The organism is Dyadobacter sp. HNCC25DJ186 (assembly GCF_056895235.1).
Map to the genome: position 1 here is coordinate 699,163 of NZ_JBXHAS010000002.1, position 17,941 is coordinate 717,103.

Here is a 17,941-nt window from a genome sequence, read left to right on the forward strand (position 1 = left end):
AAAAATCCGAATTTTTTTGGTCATTTTCGCCGTTGTCTATTTTTGAAATAAATCTTAATGTAGTGAATAAACCATATAACTGGCCTGCCGCTAAGCCACCAGTGGCCGAGCAGAAACCATACGATACCGGAATGCACGGTGACGTGCGTATTGATGAATATTACTGGATGGCGGATTTTTTTCGTGAGGGGCCGGATAGCGAAAAGGTCGTGGAATACCTCAAAGAAGAAAACGCATACACAGAAAAGATGATGGAGGCAACAAACCAGCTTCAGACTGATTTGTTTGCTGAAATGAAAGGACGTATCAAAGAAAAGGATGAGTCTGTGCCGGTATTTAAAAACGGCTATTTTTATTACACCAGAAGCGAAGAAGGGGAGCAGTATTATAAATATTGCAGAAAACTGGGAAGCCTGGACGCGCCGGAGGAAATTTTGCTGGACGTGGATGCACTCGCTAAGGATTATCCCTATTATGCTGCAACCGGTTTTAACATTAGTCCTGATAATAAATTGCTGGCCTATGGCGTAGATACAGTATCCCGGAGGCAGTATACGATTTACATAAAAAATCTTGAAACAGGTGAGGTTTTCCAGGATTCCATTTTTCCTACGAGCGGAGCTTCGGTTTGGGGAAATGATAACCGCACACTATTTTATACCGCAACAAATCCGAAGACACTGCTTAGCGAAGAAATTAAACGGCATACGCTTGGGCAAGCCTCTAAAAGCGATGTAGTTGTATATAAGGAAGAAGATAATAGCAATTACATTGGTGTCGGTAAAACGAAATCAGGGAAATATATTATGATCGCTTCGTCGGCGACGGTTTCTTCCGAGTATTTTATCCTGGACGCTGACCGCCCTGAGGGTGATTTTGAAGTGTTCCAGTCACGGATGAAAGATGTAATCTATGATGTGGATCACCAGAACGACCGTTTTTTAATCGTTACGAATCAGGATGCGCTGAACTTCAAATTGATGGAAACGCCACTGGATAAAACTGGCGTTGAACATTGGAAAGAAGTTATTCCCACCAGCAATGATGTTTTGATCGAAGGCATCGAAGTATTTGAAAAATTTCTTGTCGTGACGGAGCGAAAAGACGGTTTGCTGCAATTACGCATCAGAATTGGCGAAACAAGTACTGAACATTATGTCGATTTTGGAGAGCCGGCATATGCCGCTTATGTCAGCTCGAATCCCGAATATACCAGCGGTATGCTGCGATATTATTACACGTCTTTGACAACCCCCGGATCAACCTATGATTACGATATGGTTTCAAAGTCGAAAACTTTATTGAAACGTCAGGAAGTTGTAGGCGGCTACGATCCTGAGCTTTATCGGGCCGAAAGGTTATATGCAACATCGCACGATGGTTTGAAAATTCCGATTTCTTTGGTTTACAAAAGGGGAATTTCTCTGGATGGAAACGCACCGCTGTTGTTATATGCTTACGGATCTTATGGAAACAGTATAGACGCAGGTTTTAGTACCAACCGGCTAAGTCTGCTTAACAGGGGTTTTATCTTTGCCATAGCACACATTCGGGGAGGTCAGGAGATGGGAAGGCAGTGGTATGAGGACGGAAAATTGTTCAAAAAGAAAAATACATTTACCGATTTTATTACCTGTGCAGAACTACTGATCACTGAAAAATACACGTCTTCACAGCATTTGTATGCCGAAGGTGGCAGTGCCGGAGGTTTGCTGATGGGCGCCATCGTAAATCTACGCCCCGATTTATGGCGTGGCGTGTTGGCCGATGTTCCCTTTGTGGATGTTGTTACAACCATGCTTGATGAAAGTATCCCCCTGACAACGAATGAATTTGATGAATGGGGTAATCCAAAAAACAAAGATTCTTACGATTATATGAAATCATATTCGCCCTATGATAACGTCGACAAAAAGGCCTACCCGAACATGCTTGTGACAACCGGTTTGCACGACAGCCAGGTTCAGTATTTTGAGCCTGCGAAATGGGTGGCCCGGCTTCGCACGCACAAAACGGATCAGAATATTCTCCTGTTGAAGACCAACATGGAAGCCGGGCATGGTGGAGCGTCAGGACGGTTTGAGTATTTGAAGGAAATAGCGCTTCAATATGCCTTCATGTTTGCGCTGGAAGGGATTGCGGACTAACGGAGCCTGATAACTTTAAAAGGGTCGGATATAAACTCCGGCCCTTTTAACAAGAAATAAAATTATCTGGGGAATTTGAGCCGACAATTAACACATAAGAAAGGGGTGCTCAGTTTTTAGGTATTATTTGTTTTGAGTTTGGAAGCCGGCTGTGACATCTTTTATTGAAACCTCATTTTGACGGTTTTTAAGCCAATTAACAATCGTTTTGTTTGTCAAGTAGCTAATTGATGCAGCGTTAGACGACAAATACAAATGGCTGCTTTCCAGTGATATATCTGCTGCTTTTCGTAACATGATCGTTGTTGTTTTAGTGCACTACAAAATAAATACAAGGCTATGACAACGGTATGTCAGTAGTTTTTACGAATCTTTTAAATTATTTAGCACAAAGTTCAGTCGTTTTTTAACGGACTCTGCAAGTGTTTTTGGCTGCACAATCACAGCGAATTCTGCAAACATCACAAACCATCTTGCAAAACCATCGAGAGAAGCACTTAGAAAAGTAATCTCATAATCGTCGCCGATCTTTTTTTCTGAAACAAATCCATAATAATGCTTCTGTTCCTGAATATAGCGTAAGATGTCTTTCTTCACCCGTAGCACGACAAGTTGGAGATTTTCAAGTTTAGGAACGCTTTCGAGATGTTCTTTTAACGATGCGTGTTGTTTGCTAAAAGTCGTGTCCGTGAGCTCAATTTTCGACATACGGTCACAGCGAAAATTTCTATAACTGTCTCTCAATAAGCAAAATGCAACAACATACCAGTAGTTATGCTCATGATAAATTCCGATAGGCTCGATCTCGCGGCTGGTAATGTCATCCGTATTAAATGCAGAATAATGCAATCGTATAACTTTCCTCTCTGAAATCCCTTTTAGTAATATTTCAAGGGTATTATTCAGTGTCGGATTGAATGCCTCACGTTGATGTCTGATCTCAATATGCTGTTCCATATTTTCGAGCAAGTTCTTATCCGCACTTTTCAATACCGATTTTATCTTGAACATCGCCGACTGATGGTGCATTTTGGTTGAAGAATCCGTGAATTTTTCCATCAGCTTTTCAGCCGTGATGAAAGTTCTCGCTTCTTCTTTTGTAAACATAACCGGCGGTAGGCGATAGCCATCCATGATTGAATAACCAACACCTGCCTCACCGATGATGGGTACGCCAGCCTCTGCCAGCGTATTCATATCTCGGTATACCGTCCGCAAACTAATCTCAAACCTTTCAGCCAGATCCTGGGCTTTTACAATCTTGCGTGATTGGAGTTGTATAAGAATGGCAGTAATGCGGTCGAAACGATTCATGAGAAGCAAATTGATTATTTCAATTTGCGAATTTATTCAAATTAAATGCTTCCGCTACTAACTCAAAGGAACGTTTTCTGCTTTCATAACTAGCTGTCATTGTCGAGATGATTATTTCGTCAACATCAAAATCGTCAGCAAGTTTTGTAAGCTGCTCTTTTACATCATCCTTCGTTCCTGAAATGATCCGGCCGCTGTTATACTTTAAGCGCTCAAGTTCGCCCTGGGTGAAATTGTAATTTCTTATCACATCAGCATTCGGGAACGGGCCAAATTTCCCTTTTTCAAACTCTATCAAAATATAGTCCATCATTTTCCGCATAAATCTTGCTTCTTCCTCAGTTTCACCACAGATCAGGAAAATCGAAAGTATAGCAGCTGGCTGTTGATATTGGTAAGACGGTTTGAAGTTTTTCCTGTATGTTTCAACGATCTCGGGCGTGGCAAATCCATTGATAAATTTGGCCACTACAAGTCCAAGTCCGAATCTGGCTGCAATTTTACTGCTCCCGCCGCTTGAACTCAGAATCCATTGCATAGGAATAGTTTCCGACTGCGGAGTGGCGTAAATAAAGCCACGTTCGGTACCGGCTGTGTCCTGGAAGAAATGCTGCAAATGTTCGAGCTGACGTAAATAACTTGGTTCACTGAAATCATTCGACGGATTCAGCAATGACGAAGTAATTCGGTCTGTGCCAGGTGCTCTGCCCATGCCCAGATCAATTCGTCCAGGGAAAAGTGTTTCCAGCAAACGGAAGTTTTCTGCCACTTTCAGCGCGCTATGATTAGGCAGCATAATGCCACCTGACCCAATTCTGATATTTTTTGTAGAATCCGCCAGCTTTACCATAAGCATTTCGGGTGTTGAGCCGGCTATAAAAGTAGAATTATGATGCTCAGAAACCCAAAAACGACTATATCCAAGTGCTTCCGCAAGTTTAGCAGTTTCGATCGTCTCTAATATGGCACCTCTTACATCATCCTGGTTTCTTACGACAGACTGATCGAGAATTCCAATCTTCAAATTTTTCATGGTGAATATTGTGTTTTTTGATACAACACCATGCATTGAATTTGTATTCCAACGCTGTGGGAAATTAGTTTTTTAATTTCAGCCTCTTCAAATAATTAAGTTCTTTCAACTCATGTTTCTATTAATTTCAATTTTTTAAATTTTTGTTATCCGAAACTTTTTTGCGATGATTTTCTTCATAGTTTCGCGATGTATTGTAATCCCATCCAATCTGTCAGTTCATCCGAAATCAGCACATCAATGTTGAAGAAACGTCTGCGTAAAATTTACGCCGCCTTTCTCTTTATTGTGTCTTTAAAGAATATTTAAAATAAAATAGATGAAAATGTAGAAATAATATTACATATATTTGTATATATATTTTTGTCATGTTGTAGAATAATTTTCAAACTGCAAGTTGCTTCATCGTATCAACTTAGGTATTTCTTGTAGAAATACTTACGCTAACTTTAAGGCTAAGAATATCATTTTAACACAAAATCTTGCATCTCGACGTAATGGAAAGGTTTTACAAGCAAATTAAGATAATAGCAGGATGTGCCTTGGTGTTTACTACACAGGCTGTTTTTGGACAAAGTGGAATTGTGGTTACAAAGCGATCAGCTCCAATTGGTTTAGTTAGTTTTTCGTCGGAATCAATCCTTAGTGGTATAAGTGACGCCAAACATATAGACGGTTACGTTAAGAAAAATGGAACCACAAATTTTATTTTTCCAGTTGGCGATAACAATGTCTACCGTCCTTTTGCTGCGGCTGCGGACGGAGTTAAGGGAGCATATTTTCTTGAAAATCCTAACGGAGCCGGCGTGCCATCCGGAGGGCCTTTTTTAATCTCTCAAAAGGAAAACACGGTTGAAACAGTAAGTTCCCGCGAATTTTGGGATATCGATGGATCTAATGCCACTAGGATCACGCTTACCTGGAATGCCGCCAGTGGTATATCATTGCTTACCGGCGGAGTGTTGGATGTCCTAACAATCGTAGGATGGAACACAGGAAGTTCCCGATGGGAAAAGGTCAGCTCAAATGTGGACCAGGCTGCATTGCTTGGAGGTAGCAGCACGCTCACTACCGGCTCAATTTCTTCAAGTGCAAGCATAGTTCCTGATACATACAGCATTTACACATTGGCAGCCGGTTCATCAGCTCCTTTGCCTGTAACGCTTGTTAGTTTCAAAGCCTCATTAAACGACGCTTCAAATACAAATCTTCAATGGCGGACAACATCCGAACAAAATAGTCAAAAGTTCAATATCGAACATAGTACTGACGGCAAAGCTTGGATAGAAAAAGGGAGTGTGGAAGCAGTGGGAGAAAGTTCTTCAAGTGTTGATTATAGTTTTATTGATGTAACTCCCGTGATTGGGGAAAACTTGTATCGTTTAAAAATGGTCGATAAGGACGGTACTTTCGCGTACAGCAGGATTGAAAGTGTTCGACTGGAAGGTGTCGCTGCTGTGTTCTATCCCAATCCGGTTGTAGATAGATTGTTCTTGAAAGTTTCCGACAAATCTCCCGTTATAGAAGTCGCGTTGAGAAACGCAGCGGGTAATAGTGTTTACTCCGCTTCGTCGGTCCCTGCCCATGGTATTGATGTAAAAAGTTTGGATGCCGGAATTTATCTGGTTCAGGTTATCCTTGAAAATGGTCAATACAGGACGCAAAAAATCTTAGTAACAAAGTAATTTCAGTCTGAAAATGGTCTATTTGGATACCTATACCACTCCGTTGACAGCAAGTACGGCAGCTCATTTGCTCCGACGTGCCACATTCGGTCCAACAAATCAGGAAATTGTGGATTCTACTTCAACCTTATTGAAATTTTAGCAGGCTTATCCTTTAACTCGAAAACAGCTTCTCCAAAATTTGCAGCACGGGTTGCGGGGATAATATTATTAGAAAAGCCATATTGCTCCTTAGGAATCCCGAGAAAATTGGTGTCCATTTTCTTATTCCCGTTTTCGTCAAGAAATAACGAAATCGCATATTTACCCGCAGGAATATTATCAAATATAATGGCTATTTCTTTTTGGTTATTGACAGGCACCAATTTCTTGAATATTGGATTATTCTTATCGTTATAGCTTGCCTCACTATTATACCAGCCGATCATTATATTTCCCGTTTTGCTTTTAATGTTGCTGATATGTACAGTCTGGCTGCTCGTTTGAGCATAACAGTTGGGAAAAATAAAAATTAAGAAAAAAGCACTGAAACCAATTTGAAGAAATCTCATGAGTTTTATTTTAGATTATTAAAAACCTGTTACAGCAAAATACCATACCCAAAGGATAAGAAATACTTGCATGGGCACTCGAAACCACAAATAACTTTCTCCATTTCCATCGAATGTACCCTGTTGATAATCAAGATGATCAATAGCAGCCTTGATATTGGCAGGTAATATAAGTATAAAAAATATAATCAGAAGAATCCCGGCTGTGTACCTCAGGTTTGGAAAAAGCAGCGCAAAGCCGAGCAGAATTTCACAAACACCCGTAAAAAAAACGATCTCCTTTTTCAGGGGTAGAAACTGAGGTAACATTTTTTTCATGCCGTTAGCAAACTTAAAATGTCCAACAGCTGTGAAACAGAGCATGAAAAACATGGCGATATTTGCATTAATAACGAATTGCCAGTCTCCCAGGAAGATCTTCGATATTCCGGAACCAACTGTGAAAACTGAAAAAAGAACGATTAAAACCTGCATCATATTTTATGTTTTGTTTCTGCAAATTTCGTGGAATTGTCGGTACCCCGAAATAACATATGTTAGTTTCGGACGTGCTGTCTTCGGATCCTGCTCAGACTTTCCGGTTGTATTCCTAAATAAGAAGACAGGTGTTTGATTGAAAAAGATTGGACAAGCTTTGGATTCTGTTCCAGTAGTTTGAGGTAACGTTCCTCTGCCGTCAAAGACATTAATTCCATTTCACGTTCTATTCTTCGGACATACTGAGCCTGCGCCAATAACCTTCCAATGCGCTCCCCTGATTTGTAGCTTTCATAAAAACTATTCAGAAACTTCTCCGGAATCAAAATGACTTCAACTGGCTCAACTGCTTCAATAGAAAATGGCGATGGTTCGCGGGTTAGAAGCGAATAGTACGCGGTGACGAACTCATTCTCAAAATGAAATCCCACTGTAAATTCTTTTCCATCTTTTGAGAAATAATTACGTGTGGCACCGTTGACGATAAAGAAGATATGATTTTCAACTTGTCCTTCACGACAAAGAAAATCTCCTTTCTCAAAGCTTTTAATCGTGAGGTTTTGACAAAAAAAATCCAGCTCCATCTCGGAAATACTCGTCATGGCTCGGATCGTGGCTTTTAATTTTTCTATGGCTTGCATCCTGGATCGTTTCAAAAAAAATAACAACTGCCCTGTATTTGTCAAACAAAAATTCTTCTAATCAGGCACAGTTTTTTATTACTTCCCATACCATTTCATCAACAAACAACTATCATGTTAGAATTTCAATACAACGATCTGTTCGGTTCAATCATGAACGATTTTCCGGATAAGCAGCTGCCCGACAGTTATCCAAATACTTCGAATCCTACGATTATGCCGCCCATGAATCCGACTCCGGATGTTCCTGGTCCTGACGCGCCCGAAGTGGCTCCTGGTTCAAGAACTGAGAAGCCATCTGAAAGTATGGACGATATTCCATCAGAAAGCAGCGAATCAGAATGATTTAAATTTACAGGAAAAGTACAAACGGTATTTGTTGAAAATGAATATCGTTTATTTCAACCTCTTCACCCGGATAATTTTAACAGGTGGGTTTAATAATTGAGAATCTGCGCCCTGGCCTGTTTGTGCACCTTGAATTTTACGTACAACTTCCATTCCGGACATCACCTGTCCGAATGCTGCAAATCCTTGTCCGTCAGGGTTTCGCTTACCACCAAAATCCAGTTCAGGCTGGTCATTTATACAGATGAAAAATTCGGAGCTTGCAGTTCCCGTCCCCATTCGTGCCATTGAAAGTGTTCCATCAAGATGTTTTAAACCTGTAATTTTCGTATTTTCATGAATAACAGGTTGATAATTTTTGGTCGTGTCATCCTCAACTCCACCTTGGATTACTTCAATTCTTACTTTATTATTGGGTTGATTATCTAGCCTGACAACCCGGTAGAAAGTAGCCCCGTCATATCTCTTTTGGTCAACATTTTGCATAAAATTTTCGCAACTGACAGGTGCCTTTTCAGGAGCTAACCGGATCATGATCTCCCCTTTATCCGTTTCTATTAAAACTTTTTGAGCGACGGATATTGTTTTGATACCTGATAATAAAATCCATATAGTGAGAATGGTCTGATATAAGCCTTTCATAAGTTTTGGTCAGAAGTTCAGTCATGCAATTTTATTAATATTTTGGACAAAATCACATTCTAAATTTCAATCTTTTGGCGTTTTTTCTGTGATGACTGACTACTTTTACGATCCGGAATACTACCATTTAGAAAGATTTATGAACTACCCCCTGATTGCCCAACAAACAAGCATTTCTGAGAAACAAGTACGCAATACCATTCAATTATTTGATGAGGGAGCTACGCTACCGTTTATTTCGCGATATCGAAAAGAAGCTACCGGAGGGTTAGACGAAGTTCAAATTGGAGCTATAAGAGATGCCTATATAAAACAACAGGAAGTTGAAAAACGCAGAGAAGCTATCCTGAAAAGCATCGAAGATCAGGGAAAACTAACGCCTGAATTACGTAAGCAGATTGGAAGCGTTTTTTCGCTTGTTGAGCTGGAAGATATTTATTTGCCTTACAAGCAAAAGAGAAAAACACGTGCTTCCATGGCTATGGAAAAAGGGCTGGAACCTTTAGCACAACTTATATTTTCTGGTAAAGAATCTGATCCGGAGCGTAAGGCACAAAATTATTTGAATGATAAAGTCGAAAAAATTGAAGATGCTTTGCAGGGTGCGCGGGATATTATTGCCGAATGGATCAGTGAAAATCAGGATGCTCGGGCCAAAATCCGTTCTGTTTTTCAAAGAGGCGCGATTATTACATCCAAGGTAAAAAAGAAAAAAGAAGAGGAAGGTGTCAAATATCGTGACTACTTTGAGTTTTCTGAACCGCTTTCCCGAATTCCTTCTCACCGGCTGCTTGCCATTCGCCGCGGGGAGGAGGAAGGATTTTTGAGTGTAGATATCTCTCCTGATGAAGATCAGGCGATCGAGAATCTTGATCGAATCTTTCTGAAAGGTACCGAAAGAAGCAAGGATCAACTTGAACTGGCTATCAGCGATAGTTACAAGCGGTTATTGAAGCCAGGGATCGAAACTGAGTTTTCAAATTTGTCAAAGGAAAAAGCGGACCAGTACGCGATACAGATTTTTACCGAAAATTTGCGACAATTATTGTTAGCATCGCCGCTTGGACAAAAAAACGTTTTGGCAATCGATCCTGGTTACCGGACAGGCTGTAAAGTTGTAGTGCTCGATAATCAGGGAAATCTGGTTGCTGATAAAGTAATTTACCCCTTCGATAGATCCAACGAGGCAAACGCTGTCCTGACAGATTTAATTCAGAAATATAATATTGAAGCCGTCGCCGTAGGAAATGGAACTGCCGGACGGGAAACTGAGGATTTTGTCAAAAAACTTTTATCATCCGCCGATAAAGAAAACAGCATTGGGCTTTTCATGGTCAGTGAACAGGGGGCATCTATTTATTCAGCTTCGGACGTGGCCCGTGAAGAGTTTCCCGATAAAGATGTAACCGTGCGTGGTTCAGTATCTATTGGCCGCCGTCTGATGGATCCGCTTGCGGAACTCGTTAAAATTGACCCAAAATCCATTGGCGTAGGGCAGTACCAACATGATGTGGACCAAACTGCATTGAAGAATGCTTTGGATGTAGCCGTAGAAAGCTGCGTAAATTCCGTAGGCGTAAATCTCAACACGGCTAGTAAGCATTTATTGCGGTACGTTTCGGGACTGGGACCCGCTCTGGCGCAGAATATCGTTGATTTTCGTGCAAAAAATGGGAATTTCAAATCCAGGCAACAACTTTTAAAAGTGCCGCGACTAGGAGCAAAAGCTTTCGAACAAGCTGCCGGGTTTCTGCGAATAGAAAATGGCGTCAATCCGTTGGATAACAGTGCAGTACATCCGGAAAGTTACCCTGTTATTGAGAAGATGGCGAAGGATGTTGGCGCAAGTGTCAAAGATCTTGTTCAAAAACCCGAGTTACGTAAACAAATTAATCCAAACATGTATGTTACTGATACTGTTGGCCTTCCGACGCTGAAAGATATTTTACAAGAACTTGAAAAGCCGTCGCGCGATCCAAGAACGCCAGTTAAAAAATTTGAATTTGACAGTGCCGTGCGTAAACCTGAGGATTTACGTGTGGGTATGGTCCTTCAGGGAATTGTAACGAACATCACTGCCTTCGGTGCTTTTGTTGATGTTGGTGTAAAACAGGATGGGCTTGTGCATCTTTCACAAATGGCCGACAGGTATGTAAAAGATCCTAATGAAGTTGTTAAGCTTCAACAAATCGTGACGGTCAAAGTTTCCGAAGTTGATCTTGCAAGAAAAAGAATTGCTTTGAGTATGAAAGGGATTTAGTTTCGATCCGTTTTAAATTACGGCATGATTGTTGCACAAATGAAAATCTACCAGAACCAAACCCCAATCTATCAATGCAGGAATTATATTTTACGCAGCAATTACCGATTACTTTGGATGAGGCATGGTTGTTTTTTTCAAATCCGGCAAATTTGAAGGAAATAACACCCGCACACATGGATTTTGTTGTCACTTCAAAACACCATGGAGAAAAGATGTATCCTGGTCAGATTATCCGATACATTGTAAAACCTGTTCTTGGTATTCCCTTGAACTGGTGTACGGAAATAACCCACGTGGTTGATAGAAAATATTTTATTGATGAACAGCGTTTCGGTCCTTATGCTTTTTGGCATCATCAACACCACTTTGCCGAAGTAGAAGGCGGAGTCGTTATGACGGACATCTTAAACTATAAAGTGCCGCTAGGTTTTTTGGGAGACATTGCCGATGCCGTTTTTATAAATAATGAAGTAAAAGGAATTTTTGAGTACAGAAAGAAAGTTCTGACCGAGCGGTTTGGATCCTAATCTCTTAAATTTTAAAATGGCTGCGTGTTTATAGACGCAGCCATTTTCATGGCAAAGAATTATCAGAAATTATACTGAACACGACAAGTAAAAACATCATCATCCGCATCTTCAGTGAAACCTGGAATCTGCGAATTTTCATTTTTTACATTTTCATAGTAAAACGTAAATTTCAAAGATTCGTTTGCGCGATAAACATAACCAAAACCCAAAGTATTGTATTGCAAGTCCGCTTTGCTGAAACCATTAGTCGTGCTCAGTTCCTGGCCGGAAACTTTTTTATTTGGATCGTACCAGTCATATTTCATGACAAATTGGTGGTTCTCACTATTCAAATTTTGAAGAAAATAAAAATATGCTCCATCGAAATCTCGAATGTAAAGTGGTGCTTTCGACCCGCTGATCATGGGATATGTTCCGGGCGTTTCGCTGTTGAGTGCAGTAGCAGTTTGGCTTCCTTTTATATATTCCGCGCGAAACTCGGTTTGTCCTCTTTTGTTAGGAATGATCAACTGAGCATCAGCTCCTGCATAATTTCTTGGCGCTGCTTTCCCGAAATTGGTCCGGGAAGAATCTCTTGACATTACATATTGCGTATTATTTTTGACAACTTTATACAGCACTTCCGATTGGCTGGTGATGCCTCCAGCATATCCAGAAATCGCTGCGGAAAACATCGCGCGGGAGTAATGGGTGATTCTTTTCGGTTTCATACTGATTTTGGCGATAACGTCTTTGTGACTGTCATAATCCACCGGGCCAGACATTCCTTGTCCATTAAAAACGCCAATGTCAAATCTGAAATCAGAGCTTTTACCATTTGCGTGGCGTTTGTTTAAGGTTAACATCACACCGATATCGCGCTCTGTTTTCATCAAAATCTGTGACATTCGGCCACGCTCAGGCGTCTCGCGGTTCGCAGATGAAAGATTCACTTCATAACCAAAAGGTCTTGCAAACATTCCCGTGGTGATAGCGAAAAGCTTCAATTTATTCTCATAAAATCTTCCCCAAAAATCTCTGATAACAACGCCTCTTTCCGTACCATCAAATTGAAAAACGAAGTAGGAGGTTGGCTCCCCTTTGGCATTCAGGTGCGCGTAGTCAACCCGGAGTCTTCCGCGACGAAGCATGAAACGGTTATCTGCAAACTCTGAAAAATTTCCACCTGCAAAACTCTCGGCTCCCTTCGCACCGATGAACTGAAATTGCGGCTGGATATATCCGCTGATCCGAACCCGATTATAACGTTCGTAAATTGATAACATTCCTTTGCCCATCTGGTTTGTTGTATCTACAAGGTCCATGAGAAAGCGTTGGGCAAAGGTATAATCGGGTTTTAAAAGCATGAGCAAAAACAGGATTGGCGGTATCCATTTCTTCATTACCAGGAAGTTTTTCTATTTATGGTGTCAGTTCAAAAAAATATTTCGCAACAGATTGATATATAAGTACTTATAAACTAATGTATATTTTTAACTAAAAATGTATTATACATTTTATTCTTTTCACAAGAATATGAAAGTATTAAATATATAATACTAATTAATAATATAAAATGTTTAAAAAGTGCTATATTATTTTACTCTGTGGTAAATATTTGAACCACAAATAACCGCATTAAATGTGAATTAATATTAATTTCATCCTGGATAACTACTCCAATTGATGATTATTTTAGGCTGGCACCTACGATGGGTGAGATTGTTTTCTGCGCTTGTAAATGGAATTATCGGATCGTCTTTGTTTCAAAAATAAAATATTTGCTTAATCAATTTTCGTAAGTGGTAACGTGATTTAGCATCTTCAACGACGCTTTCATTTATAGAAAGATCATTTTGTTGACACATTTGGCAGGATTTCAATGAAGTATTTTAATGATCTAAATTGAATTATGTCGGCTTTGCCTGGGGTAGGGAGAAGGCAAGACGGACTTGCAAAGAAATAATCTTCGCAAGTCCTTTTCTGCTAATGTGTTTTTAATTCCAGGATTTTTTTTAACTGAACCAGGGTGTTCATCCAGTTCTCCTCCATTTTAACCACCTTATCTTCGTCTTCGATATTATCCTGCGTGACGGTAACTGTCGTTTCGTCGTCATAAGGAGATATGTGGTATGTTATGTGTGCATAATTATCTTCGAAATCTTCCGTTCCGGACATGGAGCTCCAATAAGAATAACTAAGAACTCTCTGCGGAATAATGTCAAGAATCACGCCTTTGTCGACATAAGGAATGCCATCCCATTCACCACGAAATGTTATCGGATCGTGAAGCTTCCAGGTAGATTCGGTTTCCGTTCCGTACATATATTGTTTAATAATTTCAGGATCTACCAAGGCTTTCCAGACTTCTGATGGGCTGGCAAAAATTGAAATGGACGTCGTTGCTATCAGTTCTCGGTTCATGATTTCTTGGTTTTAGTTAATATCTCTTCCAAAATACAAAGAAAAATCATGCCATATACAGATACAATCAGGTTAATTCATGGGTGTCCGATTGGAGTAATTACGCAAGATAACAGCGGATTTAAACGGCTAAATTATAAAAAGAATTGAAAGTATTAAAAAATAGATAAGTATAATACTTTTATTTATTTTAAAACTTTTAGTATGTTGTTTATTTATAATATTTATACAACTTTCGTAGTTGTGATCAGCGTTTATTGCGTTTCAATACATTGTCTAAGGCGAAAGTATTGTACTGTTTCTCGAAAATCAGAAGAACAGAAAAGAATGCTGCATGGATCAACTGTGACGGGATTGCATCCCACCATTCAATCATGGTTGAGCCAAAAATTAGAGCGATCATTACAATTGCGCCACCTGTCAATGCTTGTTTGGTAAATAAACCCAGGAGCAACAGCGCTCCTACCGCAAATTCACCAATAGGGAGGACGTAACTAAACGGCGTTACTATAAATTCCGGCAGCATCGATTTTTGAAATTGCTCGACCATCCATCCGCTAAATACATTCAACTTTTCAAGTCTGACCAGCCCGTGACCAAACATACTTATACCGACTGCAAGTCGCGCCATAAGAAAAGATAATTGTTGAGAGGAAATCATAATTTGAAGGATTCGAAAATGTGATGTTCTTTACTCAAATATACATGAAAGCGCTTGAAAAACTCTGTTGCGTTCTATAATCTGTTGTCAGATTTAAATGATATCCCTCTAAAACAAATTGGATGATGGGGCATTTGAGCCAAGAAAGTATTCTTGATTCAAAGGATAAATGTCGAAATGGCCAGGTTATAGGCGATGTATATTATTGGATTATTCTAATATCAGATCGATGCTTTAATATTTAGATGAATTCAATTTGCACGAAATTTACCCATTTTCGTGCAAGATTAGATGCCTTTTAATATTTATTAACCAATTTAAAAAAATAAAAAGTATAATAAATAATATAAGTAAAGTATTTACTGTAATTTTAGTTTGTAGTATAAGTAATTGATAAATGGTTGAAAATCAAGACAATATTTTAGTCTATAATTTGCCCGTCATTTTTTTTGAGGTATTCATGTACTTTTTTCTACCTATTTACGGGGGTTTGGATTTTGTCTTAAGGGTCGATTTATACTGTGTCTATTGTTAATTTTTTCGGACTACTGCGCCTTAATATAGAAAAAATGAAGATTCAATATTTCGATTACCTGGCTTAAAACTCATGTTGACACAATGTAAATTTCAAACTAACCCGCTTAATGTTGAATTTTATCAAGATTAGCCGTTTTTAAACATCTGCTGAAAGTGGCGGATGTGGTTCCCAGATAAGTGGCAATGTAATGGTCGGGAACACGGCGGAACAGTGAATATGGCTGGTTGATGTAGTATTCAACGCGTTGCTCTACAGAAAGATACTTAAACAAACGCACACGCTCGCTGAAACTAACCAAACGTTGTTCTAAAAGCTGAATGATTAACTGGGCAATAAGTATATCCTGCTGCGCAAGCTGGCGGTAAGTGTTGTAGGAAATGGAGTAAACGGTTGTATCAAGAAGCGTTTCCATAACTTCGTCCGATACCTGTTGTGAAAAAAAACTTTCGGCAACACACGCGATTTCTCCATCTGCTATAAGCCTCGAAGTAATATCGTCGGAACCTTTCAAATAATACGATCTGATGACACCAGATTTGATGAAATATATATTATTGTTAACCTGCCCAATGTCTACCAGTAATCTACCTTTCTTAATCACATAAGGAGTGAGGAATTGGGAAAAATGCTCCTTTAATGATTCAAACCGCGGTGTATCAATGGCTTCCATCAATTTATGCAGTGGCAGTTTTCCGTTTTCCATAATTAGGTAATTAATAGGCGTTTAAATAAGAAGAAGCCATAAAATGTCTCTCCGAAACCAACATTCTTGTCGCGCGACAAGCTGAAATATTGTCGTACGACAAGTTGAATTGATGTCGTACGACAAGATATAAATATTGCAAGAAATATTTACTTTGATCCAAGAAAAAATGAATTATCAACTCATACAAAATGCAACATGAAAAACCAACGATTACAATAATATGATCTCAAATGGTGAAGAAGCCATGAGCTGGATGAATTTACCATTACATGGTTTTCATCAAATGCGAAAAAACAGGTGGGAAGAGGGGCGTAATTGGGTCAATACAGATTCTAATACCGGATGGAAACAAGTTATTGGTGCAACCTGGGTTGAACCAATCTACGGAACTCATTGGGAGAATACCTGCTCAGAAGAGTACTACTACACTTATTGTGACACGCAGCCCGACCCTGTTCAATGCCGTTCGTATTGTATGCTTACGTATCAGACTGTTTACTACATTTATCATGATACACCAAGTGATGGTGTGGTAACTCAGGCATCTGCAACAAATCAGGGAGGAGCCTGGCAGGGATTTAGTCAACAAGCCTTCGGCAATATTAATCATGGCGAGTTTAAAAAGATGAATAGAATCGACGATGAACTGGGTATTTAATGGAGGAAATAATTCTTCGATTTTTAGAATATCTTATTAAATAATGATGAAAATCAAACTCTTAACTCTTTATATTTTCTCTGGGTTGCTATCGTGTAATCCGGAGAAAATCACGACTCAAACTGATAAGTATGGAGTGGTGACTGAAAAGCCATTCTTGTGGAAATCTTCAATTTCCGATGGTACTTTGGCGTACGGCCTCTACCACGGCTATGTAATTGATGGTAAAGGGGTACTTTCCATAGCCATGCGAAAATCTTTAGATCCAAAGAAATACGGTGAATTTTATCTTCAGTTAAAAGATGTAATTACAGGAGAGAACATCTGGACTTGGGATGACCTTTATGACAAAACGTTAGTCAGAACCCTTAATAAGGCCATAGTCTTAAACGAGGATAAGTTGTTATTACATGATCGGTACGCAGACTATTGTATTAATTCAAAGACCGGAAAAACGATATGGAAAAGCCAAAGAGGGTTTGCATCAGCGGCTGAACCGACAAACATTGGAAATCAATATTTCATCTCCGGGAACTCTCCTGTCTCTAGAAACCTCAAAAGAATCGAAGATAGTATGTTCATGGGAGATTTTGATACCGATAAATTGGAGGAGAGTATTCGACCTGAATACAATGCTGAATATGCGTATAGTGATGGATACAACTATTTTTTAGGTGCCATTTATCGCTTTAAGACTTTTCTCCTTGATGGCAATATGATGATATTGCTTCCATCCAATGAAATGGGACCACCCGCGCGTTATAATAACAATAGAACTTATTTCGGTCTCTATAATATCTCTCAAAAAAAATGGATTTACAACAGGGCCCCGCTAAGCATTGAAGAGGACGGAGCAGCGCCAAGTTTGACGCCAATTATTGATGGTGGCAAAATTTACCTTACTTCTTTAAATTCCTTGGGTTGTTTTGATCTTATGAAAGGAGAAAGAATTTGGCAATACAAACTTACTGATGAACATACTGGATTTCAGGATTTCATAAAAATCGATGATAAAATTATATTGAGTGGGCACAATGGATATTTGTACTGTATGAAAGCAGGGAATGGAGCTCAACTTTGGGCACTTCAATCTGGCTCGTTATCCAGTGACATTTACCATCAGGATGGTGTCATTTATGGCATCCGCGGCGACAATCTGAGAGCCTATGACTTGCAAACAGGAAAATTGCTATGGGATATGCCTCCGTTGGATGCAAAAGGTGGTTCCATTTACAACGGTTTCGTGACTGGTATCCCTGCTCAAAATGGTAAAAAAGGAAGGGTTTTTGCCAGCACGGAGTTGAATGTATATTGTTTTGAGGCGATAAAATGATCGTCTGCTCC

Annotated in this window: 18 protein-coding genes; 7 read left to right on the plus strand and 11 right to left on the minus strand. The window is 39.6% G+C overall.

The window, feature by feature from the left end:
- Positions 1-62 precede the first annotated feature (62 nt).
- Entirely contained in the window at positions 63-2,147 is a 2,085-nt protein-coding gene (locus AC1XUO_RS07900) for a S9 family peptidase (protein WP_483329227.1), read from the plus strand.
- Between the two features lie 123 nt (positions 2,148-2,270).
- Here the strand turns inward: AC1XUO_RS07900 and AC1XUO_RS07905 are convergent, their stop codons facing one another.
- The 3 genes from AC1XUO_RS07905 to AC1XUO_RS07915 all read right to left on the minus strand — a co-directional run bounded on the left by AC1XUO_RS07905 (position 2,271) and on the right by AC1XUO_RS07915 (position 4,494).
- The gene (locus tag AC1XUO_RS07905; RefSeq protein WP_483329228.1) at positions 2,271-2,444 is read right to left on the minus strand and encodes a hypothetical protein; all 174 of its coding nucleotides are present in this window, start codon (positions 2,442-2,444) and stop codon (positions 2,271-2,273) included.
- Between the two features lie 66 nt (positions 2,445-2,510).
- Positions 2,511-3,461 carry a helix-turn-helix transcriptional regulator gene (locus tag AC1XUO_RS07910; protein ID WP_483329229.1) on the minus strand — a complete coding sequence of 317 codons (951 nt, stop codon included), beginning with the start codon at positions 3,459-3,461 and terminating at the stop codon, positions 2,511-2,513.
- 19 nt (positions 3,462-3,480) lie between these two features.
- The gene (locus AC1XUO_RS07915; protein WP_483329230.1) at positions 3,481-4,494 is read right to left on the minus strand and encodes an LLM class flavin-dependent oxidoreductase; all 1,014 of its coding nucleotides are present in this window, start codon (positions 4,492-4,494) and stop codon (positions 3,481-3,483) included.
- A 497-nt stretch (positions 4,495-4,991) separates the two neighbouring features.
- Here AC1XUO_RS07915 and AC1XUO_RS07920 point away from each other — a divergent pair, with 497 nt between their 5' ends.
- Positions 4,992-6,179, plus strand: a complete 1,188-nt coding sequence (locus AC1XUO_RS07920) for a T9SS type A sorting domain-containing protein (protein ID WP_483329231.1) — start codon at positions 4,992-4,994, stop codon at positions 6,177-6,179.
- A gap of 116 nt (positions 6,180-6,295) precedes the next feature.
- Here the strand turns inward: AC1XUO_RS07920 and AC1XUO_RS07925 are convergent, their stop codons facing one another.
- The 3 genes from AC1XUO_RS07925 to AC1XUO_RS07935 are packed head-to-tail and all read right to left on the minus strand — an operon-like array spanning position 6,296 to position 7,848.
- Positions 6,296-6,730, minus strand: coding sequence for a DUF2141 domain-containing protein (locus AC1XUO_RS07925; RefSeq protein WP_483329232.1), 435 nt, complete (start codon positions 6,728-6,730; stop codon positions 6,296-6,298).
- Positions 6,731-6,748: 18 nt separating this feature from the next.
- Complete coding sequence (locus tag AC1XUO_RS07930) at positions 6,749-7,207, minus strand: DoxX family protein (RefSeq protein ID WP_483329233.1); 459 nt, start codon at positions 7,205-7,207, stop codon at positions 6,749-6,751.
- A gap of 59 nt (positions 7,208-7,266) precedes the next feature.
- Positions 7,267-7,848, minus strand: coding sequence for a Crp/Fnr family transcriptional regulator (locus tag AC1XUO_RS07935; protein WP_483329234.1), 582 nt, complete (start codon positions 7,846-7,848; stop codon positions 7,267-7,269).
- 114 nt (positions 7,849-7,962) lie between these two features.
- On the opposite strand from AC1XUO_RS07935, the gene AC1XUO_RS07940 reads away from it, so the two are divergent.
- The gene (locus AC1XUO_RS07940) at positions 7,963-8,193 is read left to right on the plus strand and encodes a hypothetical protein (RefSeq protein WP_483329235.1); all 231 of its coding nucleotides are present in this window, start codon (positions 7,963-7,965) and stop codon (positions 8,191-8,193) included.
- A gap of 51 nt (positions 8,194-8,244) precedes the next feature.
- Here the strand turns inward: AC1XUO_RS07940 and AC1XUO_RS07945 are convergent, their stop codons facing one another.
- Positions 8,245-8,838, minus strand: a complete 594-nt coding sequence (locus AC1XUO_RS07945; protein ID WP_483329236.1) for a peptidylprolyl isomerase — start codon at positions 8,836-8,838, stop codon at positions 8,245-8,247.
- Between the two features lie 139 nt (positions 8,839-8,977).
- Here AC1XUO_RS07945 and AC1XUO_RS07950 point away from each other — a divergent pair, with 139 nt between their 5' ends.
- Positions 8,978-11,098 carry a Tex family protein gene (locus AC1XUO_RS07950; protein ID WP_483329237.1) on the plus strand — a complete coding sequence of 707 codons (2,121 nt, stop codon included), beginning with the start codon at positions 8,978-8,980 and terminating at the stop codon, positions 11,096-11,098.
- Positions 11,099-11,172: 74 nt separating this feature from the next.
- Positions 11,173-11,628 carry an SRPBCC family protein gene (locus AC1XUO_RS07955; protein ID WP_483329238.1) on the plus strand — a complete coding sequence of 152 codons (456 nt, stop codon included), beginning with the start codon at positions 11,173-11,175 and terminating at the stop codon, positions 11,626-11,628.
- Positions 11,629-11,690: 62 nt separating this feature from the next.
- Here the strand turns inward: AC1XUO_RS07955 and AC1XUO_RS07960 are convergent, their stop codons facing one another.
- The 4 genes from AC1XUO_RS07960 to AC1XUO_RS07975 all read right to left on the minus strand — a co-directional run bounded on the left by AC1XUO_RS07960 (position 11,691) and on the right by AC1XUO_RS07975 (position 15,936).
- On the minus strand, positions 11,691-13,013 hold the full coding sequence (locus AC1XUO_RS07960; RefSeq protein WP_483329239.1) for a porin: 1,323 nt from the start codon (positions 13,011-13,013) through the stop codon (positions 11,691-11,693).
- A gap of 583 nt (positions 13,014-13,596) precedes the next feature.
- Positions 13,597-14,034, minus strand: a complete 438-nt coding sequence (locus AC1XUO_RS07965) for an SRPBCC domain-containing protein (protein WP_483329240.1) — start codon at positions 14,032-14,034, stop codon at positions 13,597-13,599.
- Positions 14,035-14,281: 247 nt separating this feature from the next.
- A complete protein-coding gene (locus AC1XUO_RS07970; RefSeq protein ID WP_483329241.1) occupies positions 14,282-14,665 on the minus strand; it encodes a DoxX family membrane protein in 384 nt (127 codons plus the stop codon).
- 671 nt (positions 14,666-15,336) lie between these two features.
- Entirely contained in the window at positions 15,337-15,936 is a 600-nt protein-coding gene (locus AC1XUO_RS07975; RefSeq protein WP_483329242.1) for a Crp/Fnr family transcriptional regulator, read from the minus strand.
- A 223-nt stretch (positions 15,937-16,159) separates the two neighbouring features.
- On the opposite strand from AC1XUO_RS07975, the gene AC1XUO_RS07980 reads away from it, so the two are divergent.
- Together AC1XUO_RS07980 and AC1XUO_RS07985 are read left to right on the plus strand one after the other, a co-directional pair.
- Positions 16,160-16,597, plus strand: a complete 438-nt coding sequence (locus AC1XUO_RS07980; protein ID WP_483329243.1) for a hypothetical protein — start codon at positions 16,160-16,162, stop codon at positions 16,595-16,597.
- Positions 16,598-16,640: 43 nt separating this feature from the next.
- Complete coding sequence (locus tag AC1XUO_RS07985; RefSeq protein ID WP_483329244.1) at positions 16,641-17,930, plus strand: outer membrane protein assembly factor BamB family protein; 1,290 nt, start codon at positions 16,641-16,643, stop codon at positions 17,928-17,930.
- The last annotated feature ends 11 nt before the right edge of the window (positions 17,931-17,941 follow it).

Excerpts from the sequence above, each read along its gene's own strand:
- AC1XUO_RS07905 (WP_483329228.1), bottom strand. The coding sequence starts at position 2,444 with ATGTTACGAAAAGCAGCAGATATATCACTGGAAAGCAGCCATTTGTAT.
- AC1XUO_RS07910 (WP_483329229.1), bottom strand. The coding sequence starts at position 3,461 with ATGAATCGTTTCGACCGCATTACTGCCATTCTTATACAACTCCAATCA.
- AC1XUO_RS07915 (WP_483329230.1), bottom strand. The coding sequence starts at position 4,494 with ATGAAAAATTTGAAGATTGGAATTCTCGATCAGTCTGTCGTAAGAAAC.
- AC1XUO_RS07920 (WP_483329231.1), top strand. The coding sequence starts at position 4,992 with ATGGAAAGGTTTTACAAGCAAATTAAGATAATAGCAGGATGTGCCTTG.
- AC1XUO_RS07925 (WP_483329232.1), bottom strand. The coding sequence starts at position 6,730 with ATGAGATTTCTTCAAATTGGTTTCAGTGCTTTTTTCTTAATTTTTATT.
- AC1XUO_RS07930 (WP_483329233.1), bottom strand. The coding sequence starts at position 7,207 with ATGATGCAGGTTTTAATCGTTCTTTTTTCAGTTTTCACAGTTGGTTCC.
- AC1XUO_RS07935 (WP_483329234.1), bottom strand. The coding sequence starts at position 7,848 with ATGCAAGCCATAGAAAAATTAAAAGCCACGATCCGAGCCATGACGAGT.
- AC1XUO_RS07940 (WP_483329235.1), top strand. The coding sequence starts at position 7,963 with ATGTTAGAATTTCAATACAACGATCTGTTCGGTTCAATCATGAACGAT.
- AC1XUO_RS07945 (WP_483329236.1), bottom strand. The coding sequence starts at position 8,838 with ATGAAAGGCTTATATCAGACCATTCTCACTATATGGATTTTATTATCA.
- AC1XUO_RS07950 (WP_483329237.1), top strand. The coding sequence starts at position 8,978 with ATGAACTACCCCCTGATTGCCCAACAAACAAGCATTTCTGAGAAACAA.
- AC1XUO_RS07955 (WP_483329238.1), top strand. The coding sequence starts at position 11,173 with ATGCAGGAATTATATTTTACGCAGCAATTACCGATTACTTTGGATGAG.
- AC1XUO_RS07960 (WP_483329239.1), bottom strand. The coding sequence starts at position 13,013 with ATGAAGAAATGGATACCGCCAATCCTGTTTTTGCTCATGCTTTTAAAA.
- AC1XUO_RS07965 (WP_483329240.1), bottom strand. The coding sequence starts at position 14,034 with ATGAACCGAGAACTGATAGCAACGACGTCCATTTCAATTTTTGCCAGC.
- AC1XUO_RS07970 (WP_483329241.1), bottom strand. The coding sequence starts at position 14,665 with ATGGCGCGACTTGCAGTCGGTATAAGTATGTTTGGTCACGGGCTGGTC.
- AC1XUO_RS07975 (WP_483329242.1), bottom strand. The coding sequence starts at position 15,936 with ATGGAAAACGGAAAACTGCCACTGCATAAATTGATGGAAGCCATTGAT.
- AC1XUO_RS07980 (WP_483329243.1), top strand. The coding sequence starts at position 16,160 with ATGATCTCAAATGGTGAAGAAGCCATGAGCTGGATGAATTTACCATTA.
- AC1XUO_RS07985 (WP_483329244.1), top strand. The coding sequence starts at position 16,641 with ATGATGAAAATCAAACTCTTAACTCTTTATATTTTCTCTGGGTTGCTA.